The organism is Conexibacter sp. CPCC 205762 (assembly GCF_030646155.1).
Taxonomy (GTDB): Bacteria; Actinomycetota; Thermoleophilia; order Solirubrobacterales; family Solirubrobacteraceae; genus Conexibacter.
In genome coordinates this window covers 48,805-71,065 of sequence record NZ_JAUTDN010000008.1, presented here as the reverse complement: position 1 = coordinate 71,065, position 22,261 = coordinate 48,805, and the positions used below count along the sequence as shown (strand labels likewise).

The following is a 22,261-nucleotide window of genomic DNA, read 5'->3' as shown; positions in this document are numbered from 1 at the left end:
GATCGTCAGGCAGCCGGCGCGGGCGCGCCGCCGCTCTCCAGAAACGTCCCTCCGTATGTCGGCAGACACGCGCGTACCTTGAGCGCAGGCGTTTTTTCACCAGCGGAACAACTGTTCCACCGCGTATCTCGCAACAATGGTTGCGAGATGAACGTGACTGCCGCCGCCTCCGCCCCCGACGCGCTCGACCGCGACACCGCCCTGCTCGAGCGTCTGCTCGGTGACGTGCTGGAGGAGCAGAACGGCCGCGCCTTCCGCGAGCGGCTGTTCTGGCTGCGCGACAGCGCGCTGGCGCTGCGCGACGGCGACCAGGCCCAGGGCGAGCAGCTGCTGACCTTCCTGCGCGGCCAGCCGGCGGCGCGGCTGGCGCCGTACGTGCGCGCCTGCTCGATGCAGCTGCAGCTCGCCAACATCGCCGAGGAGCTGGAGCGGCTGCGTCGCCGCCGCGAGTACGACTCCGACGCGAGCGTGCCGCAGCGCGAGTCGCTCGCCGCGACCGTCGGCGCCGTCAGCCAGGTCCCCCGCAGCAAGGTCGCCGAGGGGCTCGCGCAGCTCGACGTGCGGCTGGTGATGACCGCCCACCCGACCGAGGCGACGCGCCGCTCGGTCTTCGACCACCAGCAGTCGGTCTGGCGGATCATGGAGAAGCTCGACGACCCGCGCGTCGGCGCGACCCGCCGTCGCGCGCTGGAGGACGAGCTGCGCGAGGTGCTGACGACCTGGTGGCAGACCGACGAGGTCCGTCGCGTGCGTCCGCGCGTCGAGGACGAGGTGCGGCGCACGCTGTTCTTCTTCGAGGCCGTCCTGTTCGACGCGATCCCGCCGCTGGCGGCGGAGCTGTCGCGCTGCTTCGACGTCGCCTGGCCGCCGCTGCAGCCGCCGCTGCGCTTCGGCTCGTGGGCCGGCGGCGACATGGACGGCAACCCGGAGGTGACGCCGGCGTCGGTCGCGCGCACGCTGGAGCTGCACCGCTCGGCCGCGCTGCGGCTGCTGCACCGCCGCGTCGACGCGCTCGCGCGCGAGTTCTCGCAGGCCGACGACCACGTCTTCCTCTCCCCCGCGCTGCGCGCCTCGATCGAGCACGACGAGGCCGAGCTGCCGAACGTCGGCAGCCGCCGCCGCAACCCGCACGAGCCGTTCCGCCGCAAGCTCGGGCTGATCGCCGCGCGGCTGCAGAAGACGCGCCGCCGCGAGAACGGCGGCTACGCCGAGCCGGCCGCGCTCGCCGCCGACCTCGAGCTGGTGCGCGACAGCCTCTCCTCCGCGCGCGTCGCGGCCGGCGCGATCGCGCGGCTGCTGGTGCAGGTGCGGACCTTCGGCTTCCACCTCGCCGCGCTCGACGTGCGCCAGAACGCCGGCCCGCTGCAGGCGGCCGTCGGGCGGCTCGTCGACGGCTACGCCGACGCCGACGAGCGCGGCCGTCAGGAGCTGCTGGCGGCGGCGATCCCGGCGCTGGCGGGCGGCGACTTCCGCAAGCAGGACCTCGCCGCCGAGGACGAGGTGCTGGCGAGCTTCCTCGCGATCGCCGACGGCGTCAGACGCCACGGCGCCCGCGCGCTCGGCAGCGTGATCATCTCGATGGCCGAGCAGCCCTCCGACGTGCTCGCGACGCTCTACCTGCTGCGCCGCGCCGGCGTCGGCCGCGACGGACTGGAGGCGCTGCCGATCGTGCCGCTGTTCGAGACCGTCGACGACCTCCGCGCCGGCGAGGCGACGATGACGCTGCTGTACGCCGACCCGGCGTACGCGACCCATCTGAACGGCTGCGAGCGGCGCCAGGAGATCATGCTCGGCTACTCAGACTCGGCCAAGGACGGCGGCTTCGTCTCGGCCCAGTGGGAGCTGTACGCGGCGCAGGAGCGGCTGATGGCGGCCGCCGACGAGCACGAGGTCAAGCTGCGCTTCTTCCACGGCCGCGGCGGCTCGACCTCGCGCGGCGGCGGCCCGAGCCACCGCGCGATCGTCGCGCAGCCGCCCGGCTCGATCCGCGGCCGCATCCGCATCACCGAGCAGGGCGAGGTGATCTCGCAGCGCTACGCCCATCCGGAGCTGGCGCAGCGGGCGCTGGAGCAGACGCTGTCGGGCGTCGTGCTGGCGACGCTGGCGCCGCCGGCCGAGCCGCCGCAGCAGTTCCGCGACGAGGCGCAGCGGCTCGCCGACAGCTCCCGCGCCGCCTACCGCGCGCTGATCTACGACGACGAGCGCTTCGACGCGCTGCTGCACCAGGCCTCGCCGCTGGACGAGCTGGCGCAGCTCAACATCGGCTCGCGCCCGGCCTCGCGCGGCGGCCGCAAGCTGCGCGAGCTGCGCGCGATCCCGTGGGTCTTCGCGTGGATGCAGAACCGCCTGCTGCTGCCGGCCTGGTACGGCGCCGGCAGCGCGCTCGGCAGCGGCGACCTGGCGCTGCAGCGCGAGATGCGCGAGCGCTGGCCGTTCTTCCGCACGATGATCTCGACGCTGGAGATGTCGCTCTTCAAGAGCGACCTCGGCGTCGCCGAGCGCTACTTCTCGCTCGTCACCGACAGCGGCGCGCGCGAGCTGTGGACGCCGATCCGCGACGAGCACGAGCGGCTGGTCGAGCGCGTCCTGCAGATCACCGGCAACGACAAGCTGCTGGCCGACACGCCCGCGCTGCTGAAGCGGCTGACCCACCGCAACCCCTGGATCGACCCGCTCTCGCACGTCCAGGTCGACCTGCTGCGCCGCGCCCGCGCCGACGACGCCGACGCCCACACCCCGCTGCTGCACACCGTCGCCGGCATCGCCGCCGGAATGCGCAACACCGGCTGAGGCGACGGCGCGTCAGCCGCCCGCGCCCGCGAGGCGGGCGCGGCGGTCTCTGCGGCCGCGCTGGAAGAGCTGGCGGGCGAGGTTGAGCATCAGCAGCGCGAAGCCGATTCTCAGCACCAGCACCGGCAGCACGTTGGCGAGCGCGACGCCCGCGACGGCGCCGCCGACCGACAGCAGGCCGATCACGCCCGCGTCGCGGACTCTGAGGTTGCCGTAGCTGCGCTGGCGGAACGAGCCGACGAGCGCGACCGGGACGATCGCCAGCAGCGAGGTCGACTCGGCCTCGACGTGGCCGAGCCCCAGCACGAGCGTCAGCGCCGGCACGAACAGGATCCCGCCGCCGATCCCGAGCAGGCCCGAGGAGATCCCCGCGGCGACGCCGATCGCGCCCGCCAGCAGCAGCTCGCCGACGCCCATCAGCGCACCACCAGCTGCACCGCCGCGACCGCCAGCAGGGCGGCGAAGGCGAACGCGATCGTGTCGCTGTGGACGCGCTGCTGCAGCCACGTGCCGATCAGCACGCCGCCGACCGCCGGCAGGCCGACGAGCCCGCCGGCGAGCAGGTCGACGTTGCCGTACAGGCCCTGCGTCGCCGCCGCGAAGGCGGCCGTGAGCGTGATCGCGCCGAGCGAGGTCGCCGCCGCGGCGCGCGCCTCGTAGCCCATCCACAACAGCAGCAGCGGCACCATCACGGTGCCGCCGCCGACGCCGAAGAGGCCGCTGAACAGCCCTCCGGCGCTGCCGATCGCCGCCAGCCGGAGCAGGCGCTCCCGGCTCAGCCGCTCCAGGGCTTCGTCCACGCTCTCGTCGCGGAACCGGTGTAGGTGGTGCCGTCAGGCGCGTCCCAGACGATCCGCCATCTGCGCTTCGCGGTCGTGCTGACGGGGCGGGTGAAGTAGCCGTTGCTCGCGTACCGCTGCGAGCCGAGCGTCTTCCAGCTGCGGCCGTTGTCGCTGTACTCGACCGTCACGCGGCCGGCGCCGGTCGCCGGGCGCACGAGGCCCCACAGCGTCGCCCGCGTCGCGCTTCTGCTGGGGACGACGACGAGCGGCAGGCGGAAGCCGAACAGCGCCGGCTTCGGTCTGTGGTCGGCCAGGTAGAGACCCGACTGGAACGAGCCGTAGTTGCCGGCGGCGGAGTCGGCGTCGTCGGTCAGCAGGTACTGCGAGAACGACTTCACGCGCGGGTTCAGATACGAGATCCGCTCGCTGATCCCGCGGTAGTCGGACTGCACGTCGAGCGGCACGCCGGTTCTGCGGTCGGGGAAGCTCTGGACGCCGAACTCGGTCACGTAGATCGGCATCCGCTTCGCGATCGTGCCGGCCTTGGCGGCCTTGTCGAGCGCGCTCGTGAGACGGTCGAGCACGCCGATCGTGACGTTGTTGAGGTCGGTCAGCGGTCTCAGGAAGGGACCGGGCGCGGTCGAGTACGGGTGGATCGCGACGCCCTGCGCCGGCACCGCCGCGCAGCTTCTCGTCTTCTTGTATCTGGCGTCGAGGCAGAGCATCCCGCGCAGGAAGGTGAGCGGCGCGACCGTGCCGATCGTCTTCAGTCTGTTGCCCTGCGGCGCGAGCTCGCCGAGCACGATCGGCGCCGTCACGCCGGCGCCTCTGAGCGCCGAGTACGCCTTCACGTAGAGGTTGCGGTAGATCGTCGCCGACTCGCCTCTGGCGATCGGCTGCAGGTACTTGCCGAGGTTCGGCTCGTTCCAGATCGACCACAGCGCGACCTTCGAGCGGTAGCGCTTGCCGACCGCCGACGCGAACTTGGCGAACTCGGACGCGTCGGGACGGAAGATGCCGTTGGGGTCCTTGTTGGCGGTCGCCCACGTCGGCGCCGAGCCGGCGATCGTGACGTGGACCTTCAGACCGCGCGCACGGGCGCCGTCGATCGCCGCGTCCCAGCGGCCCCAGTTGCTGTACGCCTCCGGATCGGAGGCGTTGAACGACGGCTTCTTGCGCGCCTCCGGGTCGGGCGCCAGCGCGCGCCAGTAGAGCTGCAGCCGAATCCCGTCGGCGCCGAGGCTCTTGATCTCGTCGAGCGTGGCGTCAGGCGCGCCGCTGAGCAGCTCGTTCGGCGCCTCCAGCAGCGTGAACTGCGTCGCGTTCGCGCTCGCGACCGCGGACGGGACGAGCAGAGCGAGCAGGGACAAGAGCAGCAGCGGAATCGATCGGCGCACGAAGGCGTTCTCCTGGGTCGAGGTCGGTCGACCCTTTCAACGCGCCGACTCCGGCAAGGTAGCGCACGAGCGCGACGGACCAGACCAAAGTCTCAGCCCGTCGCGCCCGAAGTGAGAGCGGCTCAGCCGGTCGGCGCGGCGGCGCGCTCGACCGTCGCCGGCCCGGTGTACGTCGTGCCGTCCGGCGCCTTCCAGACGACGCGGAACTTGCGGCCCTTTCTGGTCGCGACGGCGCGCTTCCAGTAGCCGCTGGAGGAGAACCGCTGCGTGGCGAGCTTCTTGAAGCTCTTGCCCTTGTCGGCGTACTGGATCGTCACGGTGCCGCCGCGGTGGGCCTTCTTGCCCGGCCGCACGAGACCCCACAGCGTCGCCTTCGTCGTCGACTTTCTGTTCGCGATCACGACGAGCGGCAGGCGGAAGCTCTGCAGCGCCGGCTTCGCCTTGCGGCCCTTGTTGAGGAACAGGCCGGACTCGAAGTTGCCGTACTCGCGGCCGGTGCCGCCGTCGTCTCTCAGCAGGTACTGCGAGAACGACTTCACGCGCGGGTTGGAGTAGGAGATGTACTCGGCGATCGAGCGGTAGTCCGACTGCACGTCCAGCGGCACGCCGACGCGCCGGTCGGGGTAGCTCTGGACGCCGAACTCGGTCAGGTAGAGCGGCGTGCGCTTGGCGATCGCGCCGGCCTTGGCGGCCTTGTCGAGCGCGTCGGTCGCGCGCGAGAGGACGCCGATCGTGACGTTGTCGGCCGGCGGGATCAGGAACGGCCCGGCGCCGGTCGAGTACGGGTGCAGCGCGAGCCCCTGCGTCGGGATCGCGGCGCAGCGCTTGCCCTTGGCTCTCTTGTAGTTCTTGTCGAGGCAGAGTGCAGCGCGCAGGAAGGCGAGCGGGCGGATCGTGCCGATGTCGCGCAGCGAGTTGCCGATCGGCGCCAGCTCGCCGAACAGGATCGGCGCGCGCGTGCCGCCGGCTCTGAGGCCCGAGTAGGCCTTCAGGTAGAGGTTGCGGTAGATCGTCGCCGACTCGTTCTTGGCGATCGGCTTGAGGAACTTGCCGAGGTTCGGCTCGTTCCAGATCGACCACCACGAGATCTTCGAGCCGAAGTGGCGCGAGGCGGCGGTCGCGAACTTGCCGAAGGCGGTCGCGTCCGGGCGCGTCAGGCCGTCGTGCTTCGACGTCGCCCAGTCGGGCGCGGCGCCGCCGAGCGTGGCGTGGACTCTGATGCCGCGCTCGCGCGCGCCGTCGACGACGGCGTCGTAGCGCTCCCAGCCGCTGTAGGCCTTCGGGTCGGTCGCGTTGAACGACGGCGCCGAGTTGGACTCGGGCTCAGGCGCGAGCGACCGCCAGCTGACCTGGATGCGGATCGCGTCCGCGCCGAGGTCCTGGATCTCGTCCAGCGCTTGGCCCGGCGAGCCGTTGAGCAGCTCGGAGGGCGCTTCGACGGTCGTGAACTGCGTGCTGTTCGCGTTCGCGACCGCGGACGGCACGAGCAATGCGAGACCCGTCATGGCGACGAGCAAGATCCGTTGGCGCACTTGAGGCGGCCTCCTTGGTGTGTCGTTCCGACAGATGCGAGGGATCTCCCGCACCCTTTCCGAGCCCGCCGGCAAGCGAACGTGACAGGCTCTCTTCGGTAGGGAAACCGAAGCGACCCCGAAGGTAGCGCTTTGAGGAGACGGTTCTCACAAACGATGCTCGTCGCGCTGCTCGCGCTCAGCGCCTGCGGCGGCGGCTCGACACCGGCCCCGACGACCGCCCAGCAGGCGAGATCGCCGTGCCCACGGGCGATCGCGGCCGCGCTCGGCGCCGCCGCCGATGCCCGCCTCGACGACCGCTCCGACACCGTCGTCGACTGCACCTACCGGGCCGGCGCGACGACCGCGCGCGTCCGCGTCGACAGCGCCCCGCAGGCGCAGTTCCGCTTCTCGCGCGCCGTCGTCGAGAGCGGCCAGGCGCACCTCGGCGACCCGCCCTCCGAGCTGCCGCAGGTGCTCGACGGGATCGGCGCCGGCGCCGCCTGGACGGCCGCCGGCCGCGAGCTGCTGGCGACCGACGGCAGACGGCTCGTGACCGTCACCGTCGTGCGTCCACGCGCGGACGCGCCAGCGCGCGCGACGGCGGTGACCGTCGCGCGCGCGGCGCTGAAGCCGTGAAGCCGCGCCTCAGCTGAGGTTGTGGTCCGCGACGGCCGCGGCCGCGGCGTCGTGGCCCTCGACGAAGTCGGGCGCGTCCTCGCCGGCGCTGACCGGCGACAGCGGCGACCGTCTCGCGCTCGCGATCTCCGCCTGTGTCACGTTGAGCGGGTGGTGACAGGCCGCCACATGACCGTTGGCGTACTCGGTCAACTGCGGTTCGACCTGCGAGCAGATCTCCGTCGCGCGCGGGCAGCGCGTGCGGAAGCGGCAGCCGCTCGGCGGATCGATCGGGTTCGGCGGCTCGCCGCTGACGACCAGTCGCCGCCGCGCCCGGTTCTGCCTCGGGTCGGGGATCGGGATCGCCCCCAGCAGACCGACCGTGTACGGATGGATCGGCTTCGTGTACAGCTCCTCCGACGGCGAGGACTCGACGATCTTGCCGAGGTACATCACCGCGATCCGGTCGGAGACGTGGCGCACGACCGACAGGTCGTGGGCGACGAAGACGTACGACAGGCCGAAGTCGTCCTGCAGGTCGTCGAGCAGGTTGATCACCTGCGCCTGGATCGAGACGTCGAGCGCCGAGACCGGCTCGTCGAGCATGATCAGCTTCGGCTCGACCGCCAGCGCCCGCGCGATCCCGATCCGCTGCCGCTGGCCGCCGGAGAACTCGTGCGGGAAGCGGTTGACGTGCTCGGGGTTGAGCCCGACGCGGCCGAGCAGCTCGCGCACCTTTCTCTCGATCTCCTTCGCGGAGGCGCCGTGCAGCTGCAGCGGCGCGCCGACGATCTGCCCGACGCGCTTGCGCGGGTTGAGCGACGCCTGCGGGTCCTGGAAGACCATCTGCAGCTCTCTGCGGACCGGCTGCAGCTCGCGCCGGCCGGACTTGGTGATGTCTCTGCCGCGGAAGCGGATCGCGCCGTCGGTCGGCTCCAGCAGCCGCACGATCGAGCGCGACAGCGTCGTCTTGCCGCAGCCGGACTCGCCGACGATGCCGAGCGTCTCGCCCTCGTCGAGCGTCAGCGAGACGTCGTCGACGGCGTGCACGTTGCCGACCGTGCGGTCGACGATCACGCCGCGCTTGATCGGGAAGTAGAGCTGGAGGTGCTCGACCTCCAAGAGGCGTTCGGCCATCTACGCCACCGCCTGCGTCTTCGCCGCCAAGCCGACCTCGCCGTCGACCATCCGCACTCTCCGCTTCTCCTCGATCGACAGCCAGCAGCGGTCGCAGTGACCGGGCTTCCCGGGGTCGCGCACCTCGAGCTTCGGCACCTGCGTGCACTGCTCGAACTCGTGCGGGCAGCGCGGCCGGAAGTGGCAGCCCTGCGGCGGGTCCAGCAGCGACGGCGGCAGCCCCGCGATCGCCGGCAGCCGGCCGGGCTTGTCGCGGTCGATCCGCGTGATCGAGCCGAGCAGGCCCCACGTGTACGGGTGCTGCGGGTCGTAGAACAGCTCGTCGAGCGTGCCCTGCTCGACGATCCGCCCGCCGTACATGACGGCGACGCGGTCGGCGATGTCGGCGACGACGCCGAGGTCGTGCGTCACGAGGATCACGCCCGCGTTCGTCTCGCGCCGCAGCTGGTCCAGCTCGGTGAGGATCTGCGCCTGGATCGTGACGTCGAGCGCGGTCGTCGGCTCGTCGGCGATCAGCAGCTCCGGCGAGCACGACAGCGCCATCGCGATCATCACGCGCTGGCGCATGCCGCCGGAGAACTCGTGCGGGTAGGAGCGCAGCCGCTCCGCCGCGCGCGGCACGCCGACGCGCTCCATCAGCTCGACCGCGCGGTCGAGCGCCTGCGCCTTGCTGAGGTCCTCGTGCGCGCGGATCTGCTCGACGATCTGCTGCCCGATCCGCTGCACCGGGTTCAGCGCCGTCATCGGGTCCTGGAAGATCATCGCGATCTCGCTGCCGCGGATCTGCCGCAGCTCGGCGTCGGTCGCGTGCAGCAGCTCGCGCCCTCTCAGGCGCGCGCTGCCCTCGTAGCGCGAGTTGGGCGAGCGGTTGAGCCCCATCAGCGACATGCCGGTCACGGTCTTGCCGGAGCCGGACTCGCCGACGATCGCCAGCACCTCGCCGCGGTCGACATGGAAGGAGACGTCGTCGACCGCCTGCACCAGTCCCTCCTCCGTGCGGAAGGAGACGCGCAGGTTCTCGACGTCGAGCAGTCGTTCCGATTCGGTCATTCTCAGATCAGCCCGTCAGTCGGATGCGGGGGTCGAGGAAGGCGAACAGCACGTCGGTGAGCGCGCTCAGCACGACCACCGCCGAGGCGCCCAGCATCACCACGACGAGCACCGGCGGCACGTCGAGCTGCTGGATCGAGTCGGCAGCGTACTGGCCCACGCCGTGAAGGTTGAAGACCGACTCGGTCAGGATCGCGCCGCCGCCGAGCACGGCGGCGAAGTCGAGGCTCCACAGCGAGATGATCGGGATCATCGAGTTGCGCAGGACGTGACGGACCATCACGCGCTTCTCGCTGATGCCCTTGGCGCGCGCGGTGCGGACGTAGTCCTCGCTCATCGTGTCGAGCACGTTGGAGCGCAGCACGCGCGAGTAGACGCCGATGAACAGGACCGACAGCACCATCCACGGCAGCAGCATGTGGTAGAGCCAGTCGATCGGGTCCTGCGTCAAGGGGACGTAGCCGCCGTTGGGGAAGATCTGCACCTTGAACGCGAGGAAGTAGAGCGCGACGGCGCCGAGCAGGAAGACCGGCGTCGAGACGCCGATCAGCGCCAGCACCGTCAGCGCGCGGTCGGTGAACTTGCCGGCCTTGATCGCGCTGAAGAGGCCGAAGACGATCCCGAAGAAGAGCCAGATGATGCCGGCTCCGATCGACAGCGACAGCGTCGCCGGCAGCGCCTGCTTGATCTGCGACATCACGCTCAGCTGCTGCGTGTACGAGATCACGTCGCCCGACAGGATCTTCCCCATCGTCGTCAGGTACTGCTGCCAGAGCGGGTCGTCGAAGCCCCACGACTGGCGGATCAGCTCGATCTGCTCCGGCGTGGCGGTGCGGCCGGCGAGCCGGACGGCGGGGTCGCCGTTGGGGATCGCCTGGAAGATCAGGAACGTCAGGACGGAGATCGCGAACAGCACGAGCACCATCGAGATGACGCGGCGGATGACGAATCGAGCCATCTCTCAGTGCTCCACCGCGAACTCGACCGGATCGTCGCTCACCTTGTCCGTCTCCTTCTCCTTGATCTTCACTCTCGCGCGCGGGTCGAGCGCGTCGCGGACGCCGTCGCCGAAGACGTTGATGCCGAGCACTGCCAGCACGAGCATCGCGCCGGGGACGAAGGTCAGGTGGATCGCGCTCGGGATCAGCCGGATGCCGTCGGAGATCATCGTCCCCCACGACGGGTTCGGCGGCTGGATGCCGGCGCCGAGGTAGGACAGCGCCGCCTCCAGCAGGATCGCGTTGGCGATCATCAGCGGCAGGAAGACGATCAGCGTCGAGGCGACGTTGGGCAGGATCTCTCTCGCCATGATCCGCAGCGAGCTGGCGCCCTGCACGCGCGCCGCGTCGACGAACTCCTTCTCGCGCAGCCCCAGCACCTGGCCGCGGATCGGCTTGGCGACGTACGGGATGTAGACGACCCCGATGATCACCGCCGGTACGAAGAGCGAGTTCCCGCTCACTTCTATCGGTCCTATCGACAGTCCTCCGAGCGCCAGCGAGGTGCCGAGCGCGATGCCGAGGAGGACGACCGGATAGGCCCAGATGAGGTCGAGGATGCGCGCCAGCACACCGTCGACGACACCGCGGTAGTAGCCCGCGGCGAGCCCGACGATCGTCGCCAGGATCATCGTGATGAAGGTCGCGATGAAGCCGACCTCGAGCGAGTTGCGGCCGCCGTAGAGCAGGCGGACCGCGAGGTCGCGGCCGTTCTGGTCGGCGCCCAGCAGGAATCTTCCCTGCCAGGTCGGCCCGATCGGCAGGCCGCTGACCGAGACGACGTCCTTCTCCTTGCCGCCGACCGTCACCTTCTCGGTGACGTGGTTGTCGTTGGGCCCCGTGTGCGCGATGTGGTCCGCATACAGCGGCGCGCAGAAGCAGAGGATCACGATGATCGCGAACAGCGCCCCGAAGGCGAGCGCGACCTTGTTGCGGCGCAGCCGGCGCCGCGCGAGTCTGTACGGCCCGATGCCGGCGGCCGGCGCGCCCCCGCCCGGCTCAGCGGCGACGACAGAGTCGCCGCTGGCCGTGCGGATCGCGCCGGTGCCGGTGTCAGGCGTGGCGGGATCGATTGCCACCGCGGGTCAACTTCCTATCTGAGCGACAGCGTCGACCAGTCGTTGAAGTACAGCGGGTGGAAGACCGAGTCGAAGTTCAGCTTGTTGCTGAAGAACTTCGGCACCGCTTCCGCGCCGTACACAGCGACGTACGCTCTTCTGGCCGTGTATTCGTCGAGCGCCGCCCACTCGTCGGCCACCGAGTCCAGCTCGGTCGCCGGAACGGCGTTCAATCTTCTCAGCTCTCTCTGGATGAACGGATCGTTCACCTTCGAGAAGTTCTGGTTGTTGGTCGGCTGGATCGAGCGCCCGTCCATCAACAGGTAGAAGTCGGACGGGTTCGGGAAGTCCTGCAGCCAGTCGGCGAAGCCCGTCTGCGGGTCCGTTCTGGCGTTGCCGATCGTCGGGAAGTAGACGGTGTCGGCGATGATTCTCTCGGTCGCTCTGAAGCCGATCTTGTTGAGCAGGTCGGTGTAGTAGTCGATGTACTCCTTGCGCGGCGAGCGCTCCTGACCCCAGACGGTCACGGGGGCGCCTTCGAGGCCGGCGTCTCTGAGCATTCTCTGCGCGCCCGCGAGGTCCGGTCTGTCGCCGTAGGGGCACTCGCTCGTCGGGTGGCCGACGATGCCTCTCGGGATGAAGAAGCAGTCGGTCTCGAGGAAGCCGGAGGCGATGCGGCTGAGCGCGTCGCGATCCATCGCCATGTTGACGGCGATGCGGGCCTTCTCGTTGTTGAACGGCGGCTTCGTCGTGTTGAGGAAGAAGTAGAAGGTCGACGGCACCGGCTTGCGCGCGAAGCGGTCTCTCGCCTGGCTCTCGATCTGCGGCAGCAGCGCCGGCGGCAGCGTGTCACCAGAGTCGAAGATGTCGGCCTGGTTGTTGAGCACCTGCTGCGCCTCGGAGTTGGTGTTCGAGACGATGTTGACTCTTATCGTGTCGAGGTTCCCCGTCGGGATGTCGGGGATTCTGAACGATGCGAACTCCGGGTTCTTTCTCAGCGTGAACGAGCGGTTCGGGACGACGTCCGTGAGGATGTACGCGCCGACGCCGGGAGGCGGATCGTTGCTGAGGTTTCTGATCGCGGTGCCTCTCGGCACGAACGCGAGCGCCGGGAAGGCGAGCACGTTGGAGAAGGCGCCGTACGCCTCTCTCAGGCGGATCGTGATTCTGCCGGTGGCGTCGTCGGCGGTGATGCCGCTGACCGATCTCGCTCTGCCCGCGTCGAAGTCGGCGGCGCCGACGACGTAGTTGGTGACGAACGATCTGCCGCCCCACGGGATTCTGATCATGCGCTCGATCGAGTACGGGTAGTCGGACGCTCTGACGGCCGTGCCGTCGGAGTATCTGAGCCCTCTGCGGAGCGTGAACTCGTAGGTCTTGCCGTCGTCGGAGATTCTCGGCAGCGCGTCGGCCAGGCCGGGGATCAGCTGCGTGCCCGGCTCGCCCTCCTCGTGGCGGTACGTCAACAGGCCGGTGTAGCTGATCCAGTGCGCCTCGACCGCCTGCGTGGTGTACGCGAGCTGCGGGTCGAGGTAATCGGGGGCCGTGCCCATCAGCACCGTCGCGGTGCCGCCTTGTCTTGCGCCTGCGGTCGATCCACCACCCCCTGAAGTGGACGAACCGGACGACGACGACGTCGTCGAGCTGTTGTCGTCACCACCGCACGCGGCGACGGTGACAGCGAGCGCGAGCGCGACCAGCATCGCGCCCAGGGCTCGTGCCCAGTACCTCATTGATAGAGCCTCCTCGTCGTATAGCTCCAGCTTTACCTGCGGGCAAGCAATCTAGTCGCCGCTAACGGACGATCAAGGCTTGAGGAGTTGACGTTCAGTTGCTGAATTGTTTGTGTCCGGTTAGGGCGCATCCCAATGGTTTGCTCACCCCTCTCCGGGGTACGGTGAGCCGGTTTCGGGTGGTTCGGGCGCGCCGGCCGTCACCCACCCACCCTGGGCGAACCGCCACAGCGTCAGCAGCAGCCGCGCGACGATCAGCCCGACGATCCCGCACCAGACGCCGACCAGCCCCCAGTCGAACACGAGCGACAGCACCGCCAGCGGGACGAAGACGCCGAGCGCGGCGACCACCATCGACTGCATCAGGAAGCGCGAATCGCCCGCCCCGATCAGGATTCCGTCGAGCGCGAAGACCGCGCCCGCCGCCGGCTGCATCAGCGCGAACAGCCACCAGACGGCGCGTGTCCGCTCGATCACGGCCGGATCGTCGGTGAACGCCTGCGGCAGGACGCTCCCGAGCGCCAACATGATCGCGCCCAGCAGCGCGCCGAAGGCGACCGACCACCAGATCATCCGCGTCGCCGCCGTGCGTGCCTCGCCGCCGCGCCCCGCGCCGAGCGCACGGCCGACGATCACCTGCGCGGCGATCGCGATCGCGTCGAGCACCAGCGCGAGGAACGACCACAGCTGGAAGGCGATCTGGTGCGCGCCGAGCGAGGCGGTGCCGACGCGCGCGACGACGGCGCTGGCGACCGCGAAGGCGCCGGTCAGCGCGGCCGTGCGGACGAACAGGTGGCCGCCTATGCGGGCCAGCGCGGCGATCGCCCGCCGCTGCGGCCGGCGGCTGTCGGCCGGCGCCCGCAGCAGCGTCCACGCGAACGCCGCGCCCATGCACGCCTGCGCGAACGCGGTGCCGGCGGCGCTGCCCTCGATCCCCCACGCGAAGCCGTAGACGAACAGCAGCTCCAGCACGACGTTGAGCGCGTTCGCCGTCATCACGATCAGCAGCGGCGTGCGCAGGTCGGCGGTGCCGCGCAGATAGCCCTGGCCGGCCAGCGCGATCAACGCGAACGGCAGCCCGAGCGCCGCGATCCGCAGATACTGGACCGCGTACGCCGCCGTCTGGCCCTCGCCGCCCATCAGCCGCACCGCCGGCACCGCCAGCGCGACGATCGCGACGCACAGCAGCAGCCCGAGCCCGCTCGCCAGCCACAGCGCCTGCGCGGCGATCCGGCCGGCCGCGCGCTCCTCCCCCGCCCCGTGCAGCCGCGCGACCTGCGCGGTCGTGCCGTAGGCGAGGAAGTTGAAGAGCGTAAAGGCGGTCGTGAGGATAACCGTCGCGATCCCCAGCGCCGCCAGCTGCGGCGTGCCGAGATGGCCGACGACGGCGGTGTCGACGAGCAGGTAGAGCGGCTCGGCCGCGAGCGCGCCGAGCGCGGGCAGCGCCAGTCGCACCAGCTCGCGGTCGTGACGGGTCGGTCGCAATGACGGTCGCAGTCGGCGCACGGCGGCGGATGGTCGCAGTAGCGTGCGCCGGATGGAGAGCTGGTCTGTGCCGCGGCGGGTCTTCGTGACCGGCGCCGCAGGCTTCATCGGGCGCACCCTGGCCGCGCGCTGGCGCGACGCCGGCGCCGAGGTGCGCGGCGTCGACGCGGTCGCCGATCCCGCCGCGGGGATCGTCGCGGGCGACGTCGCCGAGCCGGGCGCGTGGCAGCGCCACGCCGCCGGCTGCGACCTCGTCGTCCACACGGCCGCGGTCGTCTCCAACGCGCAGGGCCTCGGCGCCTCCTGGCGCGTCAACGTGCTCGGCACCCGCAACGTGCTCGACGCGGCCGCCCGCGGCAGCGCCGAGCGGTTCCTGCACCTCTCCTCGATCCGCGCCTTCTCCGACCTCGGCTTTCCCGACGACGTCGGCGAGCGCCACCCGGTCCGCCCCGACGGCGCGCCCTACGTCGACACGAAGATCGCCAGCGAGCACGTCGTGCTGCAGGCGCACGCGGCCGGCGAGCTGGCCTGCACGGTCGTCCGCCCCGGCGACGTCTACGGCCCCGGCTCGCGGCCGTGGATCGTGATGCCGCTGGAGCTGGTCCGGCGCGGCATGTTCGCGCTCCCGGCGATGGGCCGCGGCCGCTTCAGCCCCGTCTACGTCGACGATCTCGCCGACGGGATCGCCGCCGCGGCCGCCGCGCCGGCGGCGAGCGGCCAGGTGCTGACGCTGGCCGGCGGGATGACCGTCTCCACGCGCGACTTCTTCACGTACCACCACCGCTGGGCCGGCCGCCGCGGGCCGCTCGTGCTGCCGACCTCCGTCGCGGTCGGCGCGGCCGGCGCGATCGCCGCCGTCAACCGCCTGCGCGGCGCCGAGTCCGAGGTCAACCCGGTCTCGATGCGCTACTTCGCGCGGCGCGGCGGCTACTCGATCGAGAAGGCGCGCCTGCTGCTCGGCTACGAGCCGGCGGTGACGCTCGCCGAGGGGATGGCGCGAACGGAGACGTGGCTGCGCGAGCGGCGGCTGATCTGATCGATTCCGCATGCTCCCGCCGACTCGCGGGTAGCTGAGACGACACCGCTTGCGGAATGAATCGCCCGCACGTTCAGCGGATTCATCAACGGAGGAAGGACTACTTCAATGCTTTGGCTGATCCTCGGCATCGTGTTGCTCGTGCTCGCGATCGCGGGCGGTGTGATCGTCAACCCGATCCTGTTCGTGCTCGGAATCGTCGCGATCGTGATCTTCATCACGGGCGCGCGCGGGGGCCGCAGCACCGCCTTGTGACCGCGCCACGGGCGCGAACGTGACCTCCACGTGCGCGCCCTCCTTGCGCTCCTCGACGCGCGCGAGCGCCCGCATCACCTTCACGTCGGCTGCCGTCACCGGGTCCAGCAGCCCGCGCGGCCACAGGCGCCGCACGCGCACGACATTCGCCTCGGCGGCATAGAGCAGGATCTGGCCGCCGAGGTAGAGCCATGACAGCAGGCCGATGACCAAGGCGAACAGGCCGTAGGTCGCTCCGGCCCGGCTGACGACGCGGTCGACGTAGATCGTGCCGACCGTCTGCAGCGCCGCCCAGCCGAGCGCCGCCAGCAGCACGCCGAGCCACATGTCGCCCATCGGCACCTCGGGCACCGTCAGCAGCCGGAAGGTGACCCAGAACAGCAGCACGTCGAGTATCAGCGTCAGGCCGAGGCCGGAGGCGCGCACGCCGAAGCTGCCGAGCCCGCCGACGATCAGGCCGACGGCGATCGTGATCGAGATGTTCAGCCCGCCGAGCGCGACCAGCACCAGCAGCCCGCGGCCGCGCGCGGTGAGGAAGTTGCGCCGCTCGCGGTGCGGCACGTCCCACACCTCGTCCATCGCCCGCTGCGCCGCGATCGTGACGCCGAGCCCGGCCCACAGCGCGCCCGCGATGCCGATCACGAGCGCGGTCGTGTCGCCTCTCAGCGCGCCGACCTGGAGGTCGTCGCCGAGGATCGGGAACTGCCCCAGCGCCGAGTCGACGATCGTGTCGTACCAGCCGTTGTTGCCGGCCAGCACGTAGCCGAGCACGGTCACCAGCACCAGCAGCAGCGGGAACAGCGAGAAGAAGCCGTACCAGGCGATCAGCGCCGCCAGGTGGCCGGCCTTGTCGTCGGAGAACTTCTTGATGACCGCGATCGGGAAGCCGAGCCACGGCGTGCGGCGCTGGAGCCGGTCGAACGCCCTCACGGGCCGCAGCAGGTCCATCGGCTCAGTCCCTCCCCGCGGGCGTCTCGACGCCGCTCGCGCCGCTCGGCTCCGCCGGCGCCTCGGCGCCCGTGAGCGCGTCCGCCAGCTGGGCGCGGCGGATCCCGAGCTTCGCGTAGACGTTGCCGAGGTGCAGCTCGACCGTCTTGCGCGTCACCCACAGCGTCTCGGCGATCTCGCGATTGCTCATCCCCTCGGCGGCGAGCGCGGCGACGCGCCGTTCGCTCGGCGTCAGCGCCTCGACGCCGGAGAGCGCCTCGCGCCGCGGCCGCGCGCCGGAGGCGAGCAGCTCCTCGCGGGCGGAGTCGGCGAGCCGCGTGGCGCCGATGCGGCGGGCGAGGTCGAGCGCCTCGCGCAGCGGCTCGCGCGCGTCGGCGCGGCGGCGGGCGCGCCGCAGCGTCGCGCCGAGGTCGTGCTGCGCCCAGCCGGTCTGCAGCAGCAACGGGCTGTCGCGCAGCAGCCGCGTCGCCTCCGTCAGCAGCTCCAGCCCCTCCTCGCCGCCGAGCGCGCGGGCGCGGACGTGGAGGACGGAGCCGAGCGCGCCGGGCGTGCCGATCCCGCGCGCGATCGCCTCCTCCTCGGCGGCCAGCTCCATCGCCTCGTCGCGTTCGCCGCGCTCGGCCAGCAGCGCGATCAGGCGGATCGACGCGAGCGACTTCAGCGGTGCCCGCCAGCCGCCGGCGAGCAGCGCGGCGCGGGCGGCGCGCAGGTCGCTCTCGGCCGCCTCGCGCCCGCCGCGCGTCCAGCGCACCATCGCGCGGGCGGAGAGGAAGTCGGGGTAGACGATCGTGCCCTCGGCGCCGGGCGGAAGCGCGACCGCCTCGATCCGCTCGGCCGCCTCGTCGAGCGCGCCGCGCTCGCGCAGGAACTCCGACAGGACCGTCTCGGTCGAGACGACCGACAGCGCCAGTCTCAGCTCCTCCATCGTCGCCAGCGCGGCGCGCGCGTACGCCTCGCCGGCGCCGAGCGAGCCGAAGGTCAGCTGCCAGAGGGCGCGCGCGTGCTCGATCACCGCGAGCCCGAGCCGCGAGCCGCTGCGGCGGACCGAGCGCTCGCCGTCCTGCAGCGCGCCGTCGGCGAGGTCGCGCAGCTCGGCGTGCCGCAGCGCGATCGTCACGAGGTTGTAGGTGCCGCTGGCGGAGCCGACGGCGTCGAGCAGCTCGCGGCTGCCGATCACCTCGCGCGCGAGCGCCTCCGTCTCGCCGATCGGCCGGCAGCGGTATGCGCTGTCGGTCAGCAGGTGGGCCTTGCGCACGATCGACGGCTCCCCGGGCGCGTGCAGCAGCGCCTCGCGCTCGGTGCGCAGCGAGGCGACGTAGGCGGTCGCGTCGAGCAGCGAGGATTCGAGCTGGAGCTTCAGGCGCGGGTCGCGCGCCGTCGCGACCGCGGCCTCGAGGTCGCTGACGGCGGCCGCCGGCTCGGCCAGCACCCGCACGCGGGCGCGGCTGGCGCGCGCCCGCGCGAGCGCGTCGTCGCCGAGCCCCGCGCTCGCGATCGCCTCCCCCAGCCGCCCGACCCCTTCCGGAGCCCCCACGAGCACCTCCAGCTCGCCCAGTTCGAGCAGCAGGCCGGCGCGGTCGGCGGCTGCCGGCGCGATCCCGCCGGCGCCCCCGCGCGCGATGCCGTCGGCGCCCCCTCGCGCGACGCCGCCCTCTCCCTGCGCGACGCCCGCGGCCTTCCCCTGCGCGATGCCGGCGGCCTCCCCCTGCGCGATGCCGGCGGCCTCCCCCTGCGCGATGCCCGCGGCCTCCCCCTGCGCGATGCCCGCGGCCTCCCCCTGCGCGATGCCCGCGGCGGCCGGCTGCTCCCGCAGCGCCCGGCGCAGGTAGGCGACGGCGGTGTCGGGGGCGCCCTCCGCGGCCGCCGCCCGCGCGGCCTCGCGCAGCGTCGCGACGGTCTCCGGCGAGCTGCCCGGCTCGGCCGCGAGCAGGTGCGCGGCGATCTCCTCCAGGCGCGCGCCGCGGGCGCTCAGCCGCGCCGCCGCGCGGCCGTGCAGGTCGGCCCGCTCGCCGGGTGGGACGCTCGCCTGCGCGGCCTCGCGCACGAGCGGATGGACGAAGGTCCAGCCGCCCGCTTCGAGCACGCCGGCGCGCGCGAGCCGATCGGCTGCTGCCGTCGCGGCAACGGCGTCGAGGCGGGCGAGCGCGGCGAGGTCGTCGCGCGTCGCCCGCTCGCCCAGCACCGCGGCAGCCCGCGCGACCGCGACCGCGTCCGGCCCGAGCGCCGAGAGCCGCCGCTCGACCGCGGCCGCGAGGTCCGGTGACCCCAGCTCGGCCAGCCGCGCGACCTCCTGCTCCCGCCCGCCCAGGCCCGATTCGGCGGCCGCGCGCGCCAGCTCGTTGAGCAGCAGCGGATTGCCGCCGGTCGCCTCGACCGAGGCGGCGGTGAAGGTCGGCTCCGGCTGCTCCCCGAGCGTCGTCGCGAGCAGCACGCCCGCTCCGTCCGTCGTCAGCGGCGCCGGCCGCAGCACCCGCGCCGCCGGCCCGCCGGCGAGCGCCGCCAGCAGCTCCGCGTCCGCCCCCGGCTCCCCCACCCGCGTCGCGCCGATCACCAGCACCGGCAACCCGTGCAGCCGCCGCCCGAGGAACTCCAGAAACCGCAGCGACGAGAGATCGGCCCAGTGCAGATCGTCGACCAGCAGCGCCAACGGCCGCTCCTCCGCGAGGTTGGCGACGAGCCAGTAGAGCCCATGCAGCACCGCGTGCGTCGGCGCCGGATCGGCCGCGCCCGACCCGCCCTGCCCGCCCGCCGCCGCGCCGACGTCGAGCACCGACGCCGCCTGCCCCGCCGCCCCAGCCAGCAGCCGCGCCCGCCGCTCCCCGCCAGCGCTCTCCAGCTCCGGGTCGAGCAGCTGATGGACTAGTCCGAAGGGAAAGTCCCGGTCGAGCGCCGAGGCGACGCCCGCCAGCACCGTCAACCCCGCGTCCTCCGCCACCGCCCGCCCCTGCCGCAGCAGCGCGGTCTTCCCGATCCCCGCGACCCCCTCCAGCAGCACGACCGCCCCCTCGCCGCCCGCCGCAGCCCGCGCCCCAGCCGCGAGCACCCCCAGCTCGCTGTCGCGTTCGACGATCGCCATCAGACGCGACAGCGTACGCGTTCCCCCGGGCGGCGCCGGGACGCCGACAGGCGGAGTAGGTTCGTCCCATGACCGGGCGAGCGGATCCGCGACTCGCAGAGCTTCGAGCAGCCCTCGTGGAGGCCGCACAGATCGACGATCTCGCGGAGCGCACGCTCGAGGTCGTCGCGATCATCGACGCCGCCGTCTCTCCGCTCGGCATACACCCGGTCGTCGTCGGTGGAATGGCCGTCTACTTCTGGACCGAGGATCCCGCGTTCGTGACGTACGACATCGACGTCGTGATGGCGACCCCTGATCAGCTCAGCACGACACTCGCCGTGCTCGGCTTCGAGAAGAACAAGGACGGCCGCCACTGGAGCCTGCCGGGAACAGGGATCTTCCTCGAAGCTCCCAGCGTCGACCTCGACGCTGATGCGGTGGTGAAGAAGGTCTCGCTCCCGTCTGGACGCGTGGCGCGGGTCCTCTCGCCCATCGACATCCTGCTCGATCGCCTGGCGGAGTTCCAGGCGACCGGCCATCAATTGGTCGCTCAGCAGGCGCTCGTGCTCCTGAGCCACGTGACACCGGAAGGCACTGACAATCTTCGCGTGCGAGCGAAAACACGACGCGTTGCTCACGCACTCGATGCGTTGTCCCAGCTCGCAACCGAGCTCGCGGCCGGCCGCGAACCCGCGGAGAGCGACGAACTGCACCAGATCGCCCGACTCGCATTACGAGCCGAATACACTTTCAAGCAGCCATGAGAACCGAATCGATGACCTTCGAGCAGTGGCGCCGCGACTCGCCCGCCCGGCGCGCCAAGAGCGCCGAGGTTCTCGCCCGCCTCGGCCCGATCAGACGTGAGAGACCCCGCGACCCGGTCGAAGCCGAGTTCCTTCGCAGCATCGGAACGCCGGAGCACCTGATCGGGCCGGAGTCGAGGCTCGCGCGCCGGGGCGGCAGCCAGCCGGAGCTGAAGGATGTTCCGCGGCGGCAAAGCGCGCCGTAACGGGCCTCCGCAGCGCCGACAGCCCGTCGACTCAATTCACTCACGGTCTCCGCGTACTTGATCTCGCGAGCTGCGAGCACGGCCTTCAGCGACTTCTCTGCAGTCTGCTGAGCAGGACCCGCGCGAGGTCCCGGCCGTCACGCGACGGCAAGCTCGCGGCCTTCGCTCAGCGCGGCGTGGACGATCGAGTTCTTCACGTCGGCCCACTCGGCGGCGTAGGCCTCGCTGACGACGACGATGTCGACGGGCACCCCGAACGAGCGCAGCTCCCGCTCCAGCCCAACCATCTCCGCATGCCGGTCGGGCACGTCGCGCTCGATCACGAGGAAGTCGAGGGAGATCGAACGGTACTCGGATCGACAGCTGCTTCGCCAGAGCCACCGCCTCGAACCGACGCGCCAGCCCTCACCGCTGATGGCTCCCCAGCGCCGTCGCCGCCACCACGAGCGCTATGCCGATCGTCTCGGCGATGCCGGGGATCTGGTGGAGGACGACGAGGCCGGCGACGGTGGCGGTGGCTGGGAGCAGGGCGAGCAGGAGGGCGAAGCGGGCGCGTGGGAGGCGGGCCATCGCGACCTGGTCGAGGACGTAGGGGATCACGCTCGACATCAGGCCGACGCCGACGCAGGCGGCCAGCAGGGCGGGGTGGGTGAAGGCGTCGAGCGAGCTGGAGGCGCCGAAGGGCGCGAGCGCGACCGTGCCGGCGATCATCGCGGCCGCCAGACCGGGGCGGCCGGAGATGCCCGGGTCGGCGGCGACGCGGTGGCCGAGCACGACGTAGCCGGCCCAGCAGGCGCCGGCGGCGAGCGCGAGGGCGACGCCGAGCGGGCTGCCGGAGACGTGGACGTCAGCCAGCAGCAGGACGCCGGCCGCGGCGGTGGCGAGCGTGATCAGGTCGCGGCGGCCGTGGGAGCCGATCGCGGTCACGGCGATCGGACCGACGAACTCCAGCGCCACCGCGGTGCCGAGCGGGAGGCGGTCGATCGCCAGGTAGAAGGCGCCGTTCATGCCCGCCAGCGCGAGGCCGAAGCCGCCGACCAGCAGCAGCCGCTCGCGCGTCCAGCCGCGCGCGTCGGCCAGCCGCCACGGCCGCGCCCACGCCGCCATCACGACCGCCGCCGCGAACACCCGCAGCCACGCGACGCCGATCACCGGCACGCGCGCGAACAGCAGCACCGCGAGCCCCGCGCCGACGTACTGCGTCAGCGCGCCGATCACGAACAGCAGCTGCGGCGGCAGCCGCCAGGCCAGCGTCAGCGGGCCGGCGTTGCCGCCGGAGCCCGGCTGGGGAGAGGCGGCGGCGTCCATCGCCACCCAGTATGCGCGCCCGCCGCGCGCTCAGGCGAGCGACGCGAGGCCGCAGCGCGCTCAGGCGGGCGATGCGCGCCCACCGCGC

Annotated in this window: 19 protein-coding genes; 5 read left to right on the top strand and 14 right to left on the bottom strand. The window is 72.0% G+C overall.

The window, feature by feature from the left end:
• The first annotated feature begins 147 nt into the window (after positions 1-147).
• A complete protein-coding gene (gene ppc / locus Q7L73_RS09780; protein ID WP_304689337.1) occupies positions 148-2,790 on the top strand; it encodes a phosphoenolpyruvate carboxylase in 2,643 nt (880 codons plus the stop codon).
• A gap of 12 nt (positions 2,791-2,802) precedes the next feature.
• On the opposite strand, the gene Q7L73_RS09775 is transcribed toward ppc, so the two are convergent.
• The 4 genes from Q7L73_RS09775 to Q7L73_RS09760 all read right to left on the bottom strand — a co-directional run bounded on the left by Q7L73_RS09775 (position 2,803) and on the right by Q7L73_RS09760 (position 6,474).
• The gene (locus tag Q7L73_RS09775; RefSeq protein WP_304689339.1) at positions 2,803-3,207 is read right to left on the bottom strand and encodes a TSUP family transporter; all 405 of its coding nucleotides are present in this window, start codon (positions 3,205-3,207) and stop codon (positions 2,803-2,805) included.
• The gene (locus tag Q7L73_RS09770) at positions 3,207-3,590 is read right to left on the bottom strand and encodes a sulfite exporter TauE/SafE family protein (protein ID WP_304689341.1); all 384 of its coding nucleotides are present in this window, start codon (positions 3,588-3,590) and stop codon (positions 3,207-3,209) included. Before Q7L73_RS09770 ends, Q7L73_RS09775 begins: the two co-directional genes overlap by 1 nt.
• A complete protein-coding gene (locus Q7L73_RS09765) occupies positions 3,566-4,942 on the bottom strand; it encodes a cellulase family glycosylhydrolase (RefSeq protein WP_304689343.1) in 1,377 nt (458 codons plus the stop codon). Before Q7L73_RS09765 ends, Q7L73_RS09770 begins: the two co-directional genes overlap by 25 nt.
• Before the next feature lie 149 nt (positions 4,943-5,091).
• Positions 5,092-6,474, bottom strand: coding sequence for a cellulase family glycosylhydrolase (locus Q7L73_RS09760; protein WP_304689345.1), 1,383 nt, complete (start codon positions 6,472-6,474; stop codon positions 5,092-5,094).
• A 183-nt stretch (positions 6,475-6,657) separates the two neighbouring features.
• On the opposite strand from Q7L73_RS09760, the gene Q7L73_RS09755 reads away from it, so the two are divergent.
• A complete protein-coding gene (locus tag Q7L73_RS09755; RefSeq protein ID WP_304689347.1) occupies positions 6,658-7,119 on the top strand; it encodes a hypothetical protein in 462 nt (153 codons plus the stop codon).
• A 9-nt stretch (positions 7,120-7,128) separates the two neighbouring features.
• Here Q7L73_RS09755 and Q7L73_RS09750 read toward each other — a convergent pair whose 3' ends face one another.
• The 6 genes from Q7L73_RS09750 to Q7L73_RS09725 all read right to left on the bottom strand — a co-directional run bounded on the left by Q7L73_RS09750 (position 7,129) and on the right by Q7L73_RS09725 (position 14,580).
• Positions 7,129-8,235, bottom strand: coding sequence for an ABC transporter ATP-binding protein (locus tag Q7L73_RS09750; protein ID WP_304689349.1), 1,107 nt, complete (start codon positions 8,233-8,235; stop codon positions 7,129-7,131).
• On the bottom strand, positions 8,236-9,285 hold the full coding sequence (locus Q7L73_RS09745) for an ABC transporter ATP-binding protein (protein WP_304689353.1): 1,050 nt from the start codon (positions 9,283-9,285) through the stop codon (positions 8,236-8,238). It abuts the gene before it with no gap.
• Between the two features lie 7 nt (positions 9,286-9,292).
• Positions 9,293-10,243: an ABC transporter permease gene (locus tag Q7L73_RS09740; protein WP_304689355.1), complete on the bottom strand. Its 951-nt coding sequence runs from the start codon at positions 10,241-10,243 to the stop codon at positions 9,293-9,295.
• 3 nt (positions 10,244-10,246) lie between these two features.
• Complete coding sequence (locus tag Q7L73_RS09735; protein ID WP_304689357.1) at positions 10,247-11,362, bottom strand: ABC transporter permease; 1,116 nt, start codon at positions 11,360-11,362, stop codon at positions 10,247-10,249.
• 14 nt (positions 11,363-11,376) lie between these two features.
• Positions 11,377-12,894, bottom strand: a complete 1,518-nt coding sequence (locus Q7L73_RS09730; RefSeq protein WP_304689472.1) for an ABC transporter substrate-binding protein — start codon at positions 12,892-12,894, stop codon at positions 11,377-11,379.
• Positions 12,895-13,218: 324 nt separating this feature from the next.
• A complete protein-coding gene (locus tag Q7L73_RS09725) occupies positions 13,219-14,580 on the bottom strand; it encodes an MATE family efflux transporter (protein WP_304689358.1) in 1,362 nt (453 codons plus the stop codon).
• Between the two features lie 31 nt (positions 14,581-14,611).
• Between Q7L73_RS09725 and Q7L73_RS09720 the strand changes: the two genes are divergently transcribed.
• A complete protein-coding gene (locus tag Q7L73_RS09720; RefSeq protein WP_304689360.1) occupies positions 14,612-15,595 on the top strand; it encodes an NAD(P)-dependent oxidoreductase in 984 nt (327 codons plus the stop codon).
• Positions 15,596-15,700: 105 nt separating this feature from the next.
• On the opposite strand, the gene Q7L73_RS09715 is transcribed toward Q7L73_RS09720, so the two are convergent.
• Positions 15,701-16,798 (bottom strand): YihY/virulence factor BrkB family protein, encoded by a 1,098-nt coding sequence (locus Q7L73_RS09715; protein ID WP_304689362.1) that lies wholly within the window; start codon positions 16,796-16,798, stop codon positions 15,701-15,703.
• 4 nt (positions 16,799-16,802) lie between these two features.
• Complete coding sequence (locus Q7L73_RS09710; protein WP_304689364.1) at positions 16,803-19,874, bottom strand: AAA family ATPase; 3,072 nt, start codon at positions 19,872-19,874, stop codon at positions 16,803-16,805.
• 116 nt (positions 19,875-19,990) lie between these two features.
• Between Q7L73_RS09710 and Q7L73_RS09705 the strand changes: the two genes are divergently transcribed.
• Entirely contained in the window at positions 19,991-20,620 is a 630-nt protein-coding gene (locus Q7L73_RS09705; RefSeq protein ID WP_304689365.1) for a hypothetical protein, read from the top strand.
• Between the two features lie 11 nt (positions 20,621-20,631).
• Entirely contained in the window at positions 20,632-20,865 is a 234-nt protein-coding gene (locus Q7L73_RS09700; protein WP_304689367.1) for a hypothetical protein, read from the top strand.
• Between the two features lie 137 nt (positions 20,866-21,002).
• Here Q7L73_RS09700 and Q7L73_RS09695 read toward each other — a convergent pair whose 3' ends face one another.
• Together Q7L73_RS09695 and Q7L73_RS09690 are read right to left on the bottom strand one after the other, a co-directional pair.
• Positions 21,003-21,188 (bottom strand): hypothetical protein, encoded by a 186-nt coding sequence (locus Q7L73_RS09695; RefSeq protein ID WP_304689369.1) that lies wholly within the window; start codon positions 21,186-21,188, stop codon positions 21,003-21,005.
• Positions 21,189-21,270: 82 nt separating this feature from the next.
• The gene (locus Q7L73_RS09690; protein WP_304689371.1) at positions 21,271-22,173 is read right to left on the bottom strand and encodes a DMT family transporter; all 903 of its coding nucleotides are present in this window, start codon (positions 22,171-22,173) and stop codon (positions 21,271-21,273) included.
• Between the last annotated feature and the right edge of the window lie 88 nt (positions 22,174-22,261).

Coding starts and splice junctions, on each gene's coding strand:
- ppc (WP_304689337.1), top strand. CDS start 148: ATGAACGTGACTGCCGCCGCCTCCGCCCCCGACGCGCTCGACCGCGAC.
- Q7L73_RS09775 (WP_304689339.1), bottom strand. CDS start 3,207: ATGGGCGTCGGCGAGCTGCTGCTGGCGGGCGCGATCGGCGTCGCCGCG.
- Q7L73_RS09760 (WP_304689345.1), bottom strand. CDS start 6,474: ATGACGGGTCTCGCATTGCTCGTGCCGTCCGCGGTCGCGAACGCGAAC.
- Q7L73_RS09755 (WP_304689347.1), top strand. CDS start 6,658: ATGCTCGTCGCGCTGCTCGCGCTCAGCGCCTGCGGCGGCGGCTCGACA.
- Q7L73_RS09750 (WP_304689349.1), bottom strand. CDS start 8,235: ATGGCCGAACGCCTCTTGGAGGTCGAGCACCTCCAGCTCTACTTCCCG.
- Q7L73_RS09745 (WP_304689353.1), bottom strand. CDS start 9,285: ATGACCGAATCGGAACGACTGCTCGACGTCGAGAACCTGCGCGTCTCC.
- Q7L73_RS09740 (WP_304689355.1), bottom strand. CDS start 10,243: ATGGCTCGATTCGTCATCCGCCGCGTCATCTCGATGGTGCTCGTGCTG.
- Q7L73_RS09730 (WP_304689472.1), bottom strand. CDS start 12,894: ATGGGCACGGCCCCCGATTACCTCGACCCGCAGCTCGCGTACACCACG.
- Q7L73_RS09720 (WP_304689360.1), top strand. CDS start 14,612: ATGGAGAGCTGGTCTGTGCCGCGGCGGGTCTTCGTGACCGGCGCCGCA.
- Q7L73_RS09715 (WP_304689362.1), bottom strand. CDS start 16,798: ATGGACCTGCTGCGGCCCGTGAGGGCGTTCGACCGGCTCCAGCGCCGC.
- Q7L73_RS09710 (WP_304689364.1), bottom strand. CDS start 19,874: ATGGCGATCGTCGAACGCGACAGCGAGCTGGGGGTGCTCGCGGCTGGG.
- Q7L73_RS09700 (WP_304689367.1), top strand. CDS start 20,632: ATGACCTTCGAGCAGTGGCGCCGCGACTCGCCCGCCCGGCGCGCCAAG.
- Q7L73_RS09690 (WP_304689371.1), bottom strand. CDS start 22,173: ATGGACGCCGCCGCCTCTCCCCAGCCGGGCTCCGGCGGCAACGCCGGC.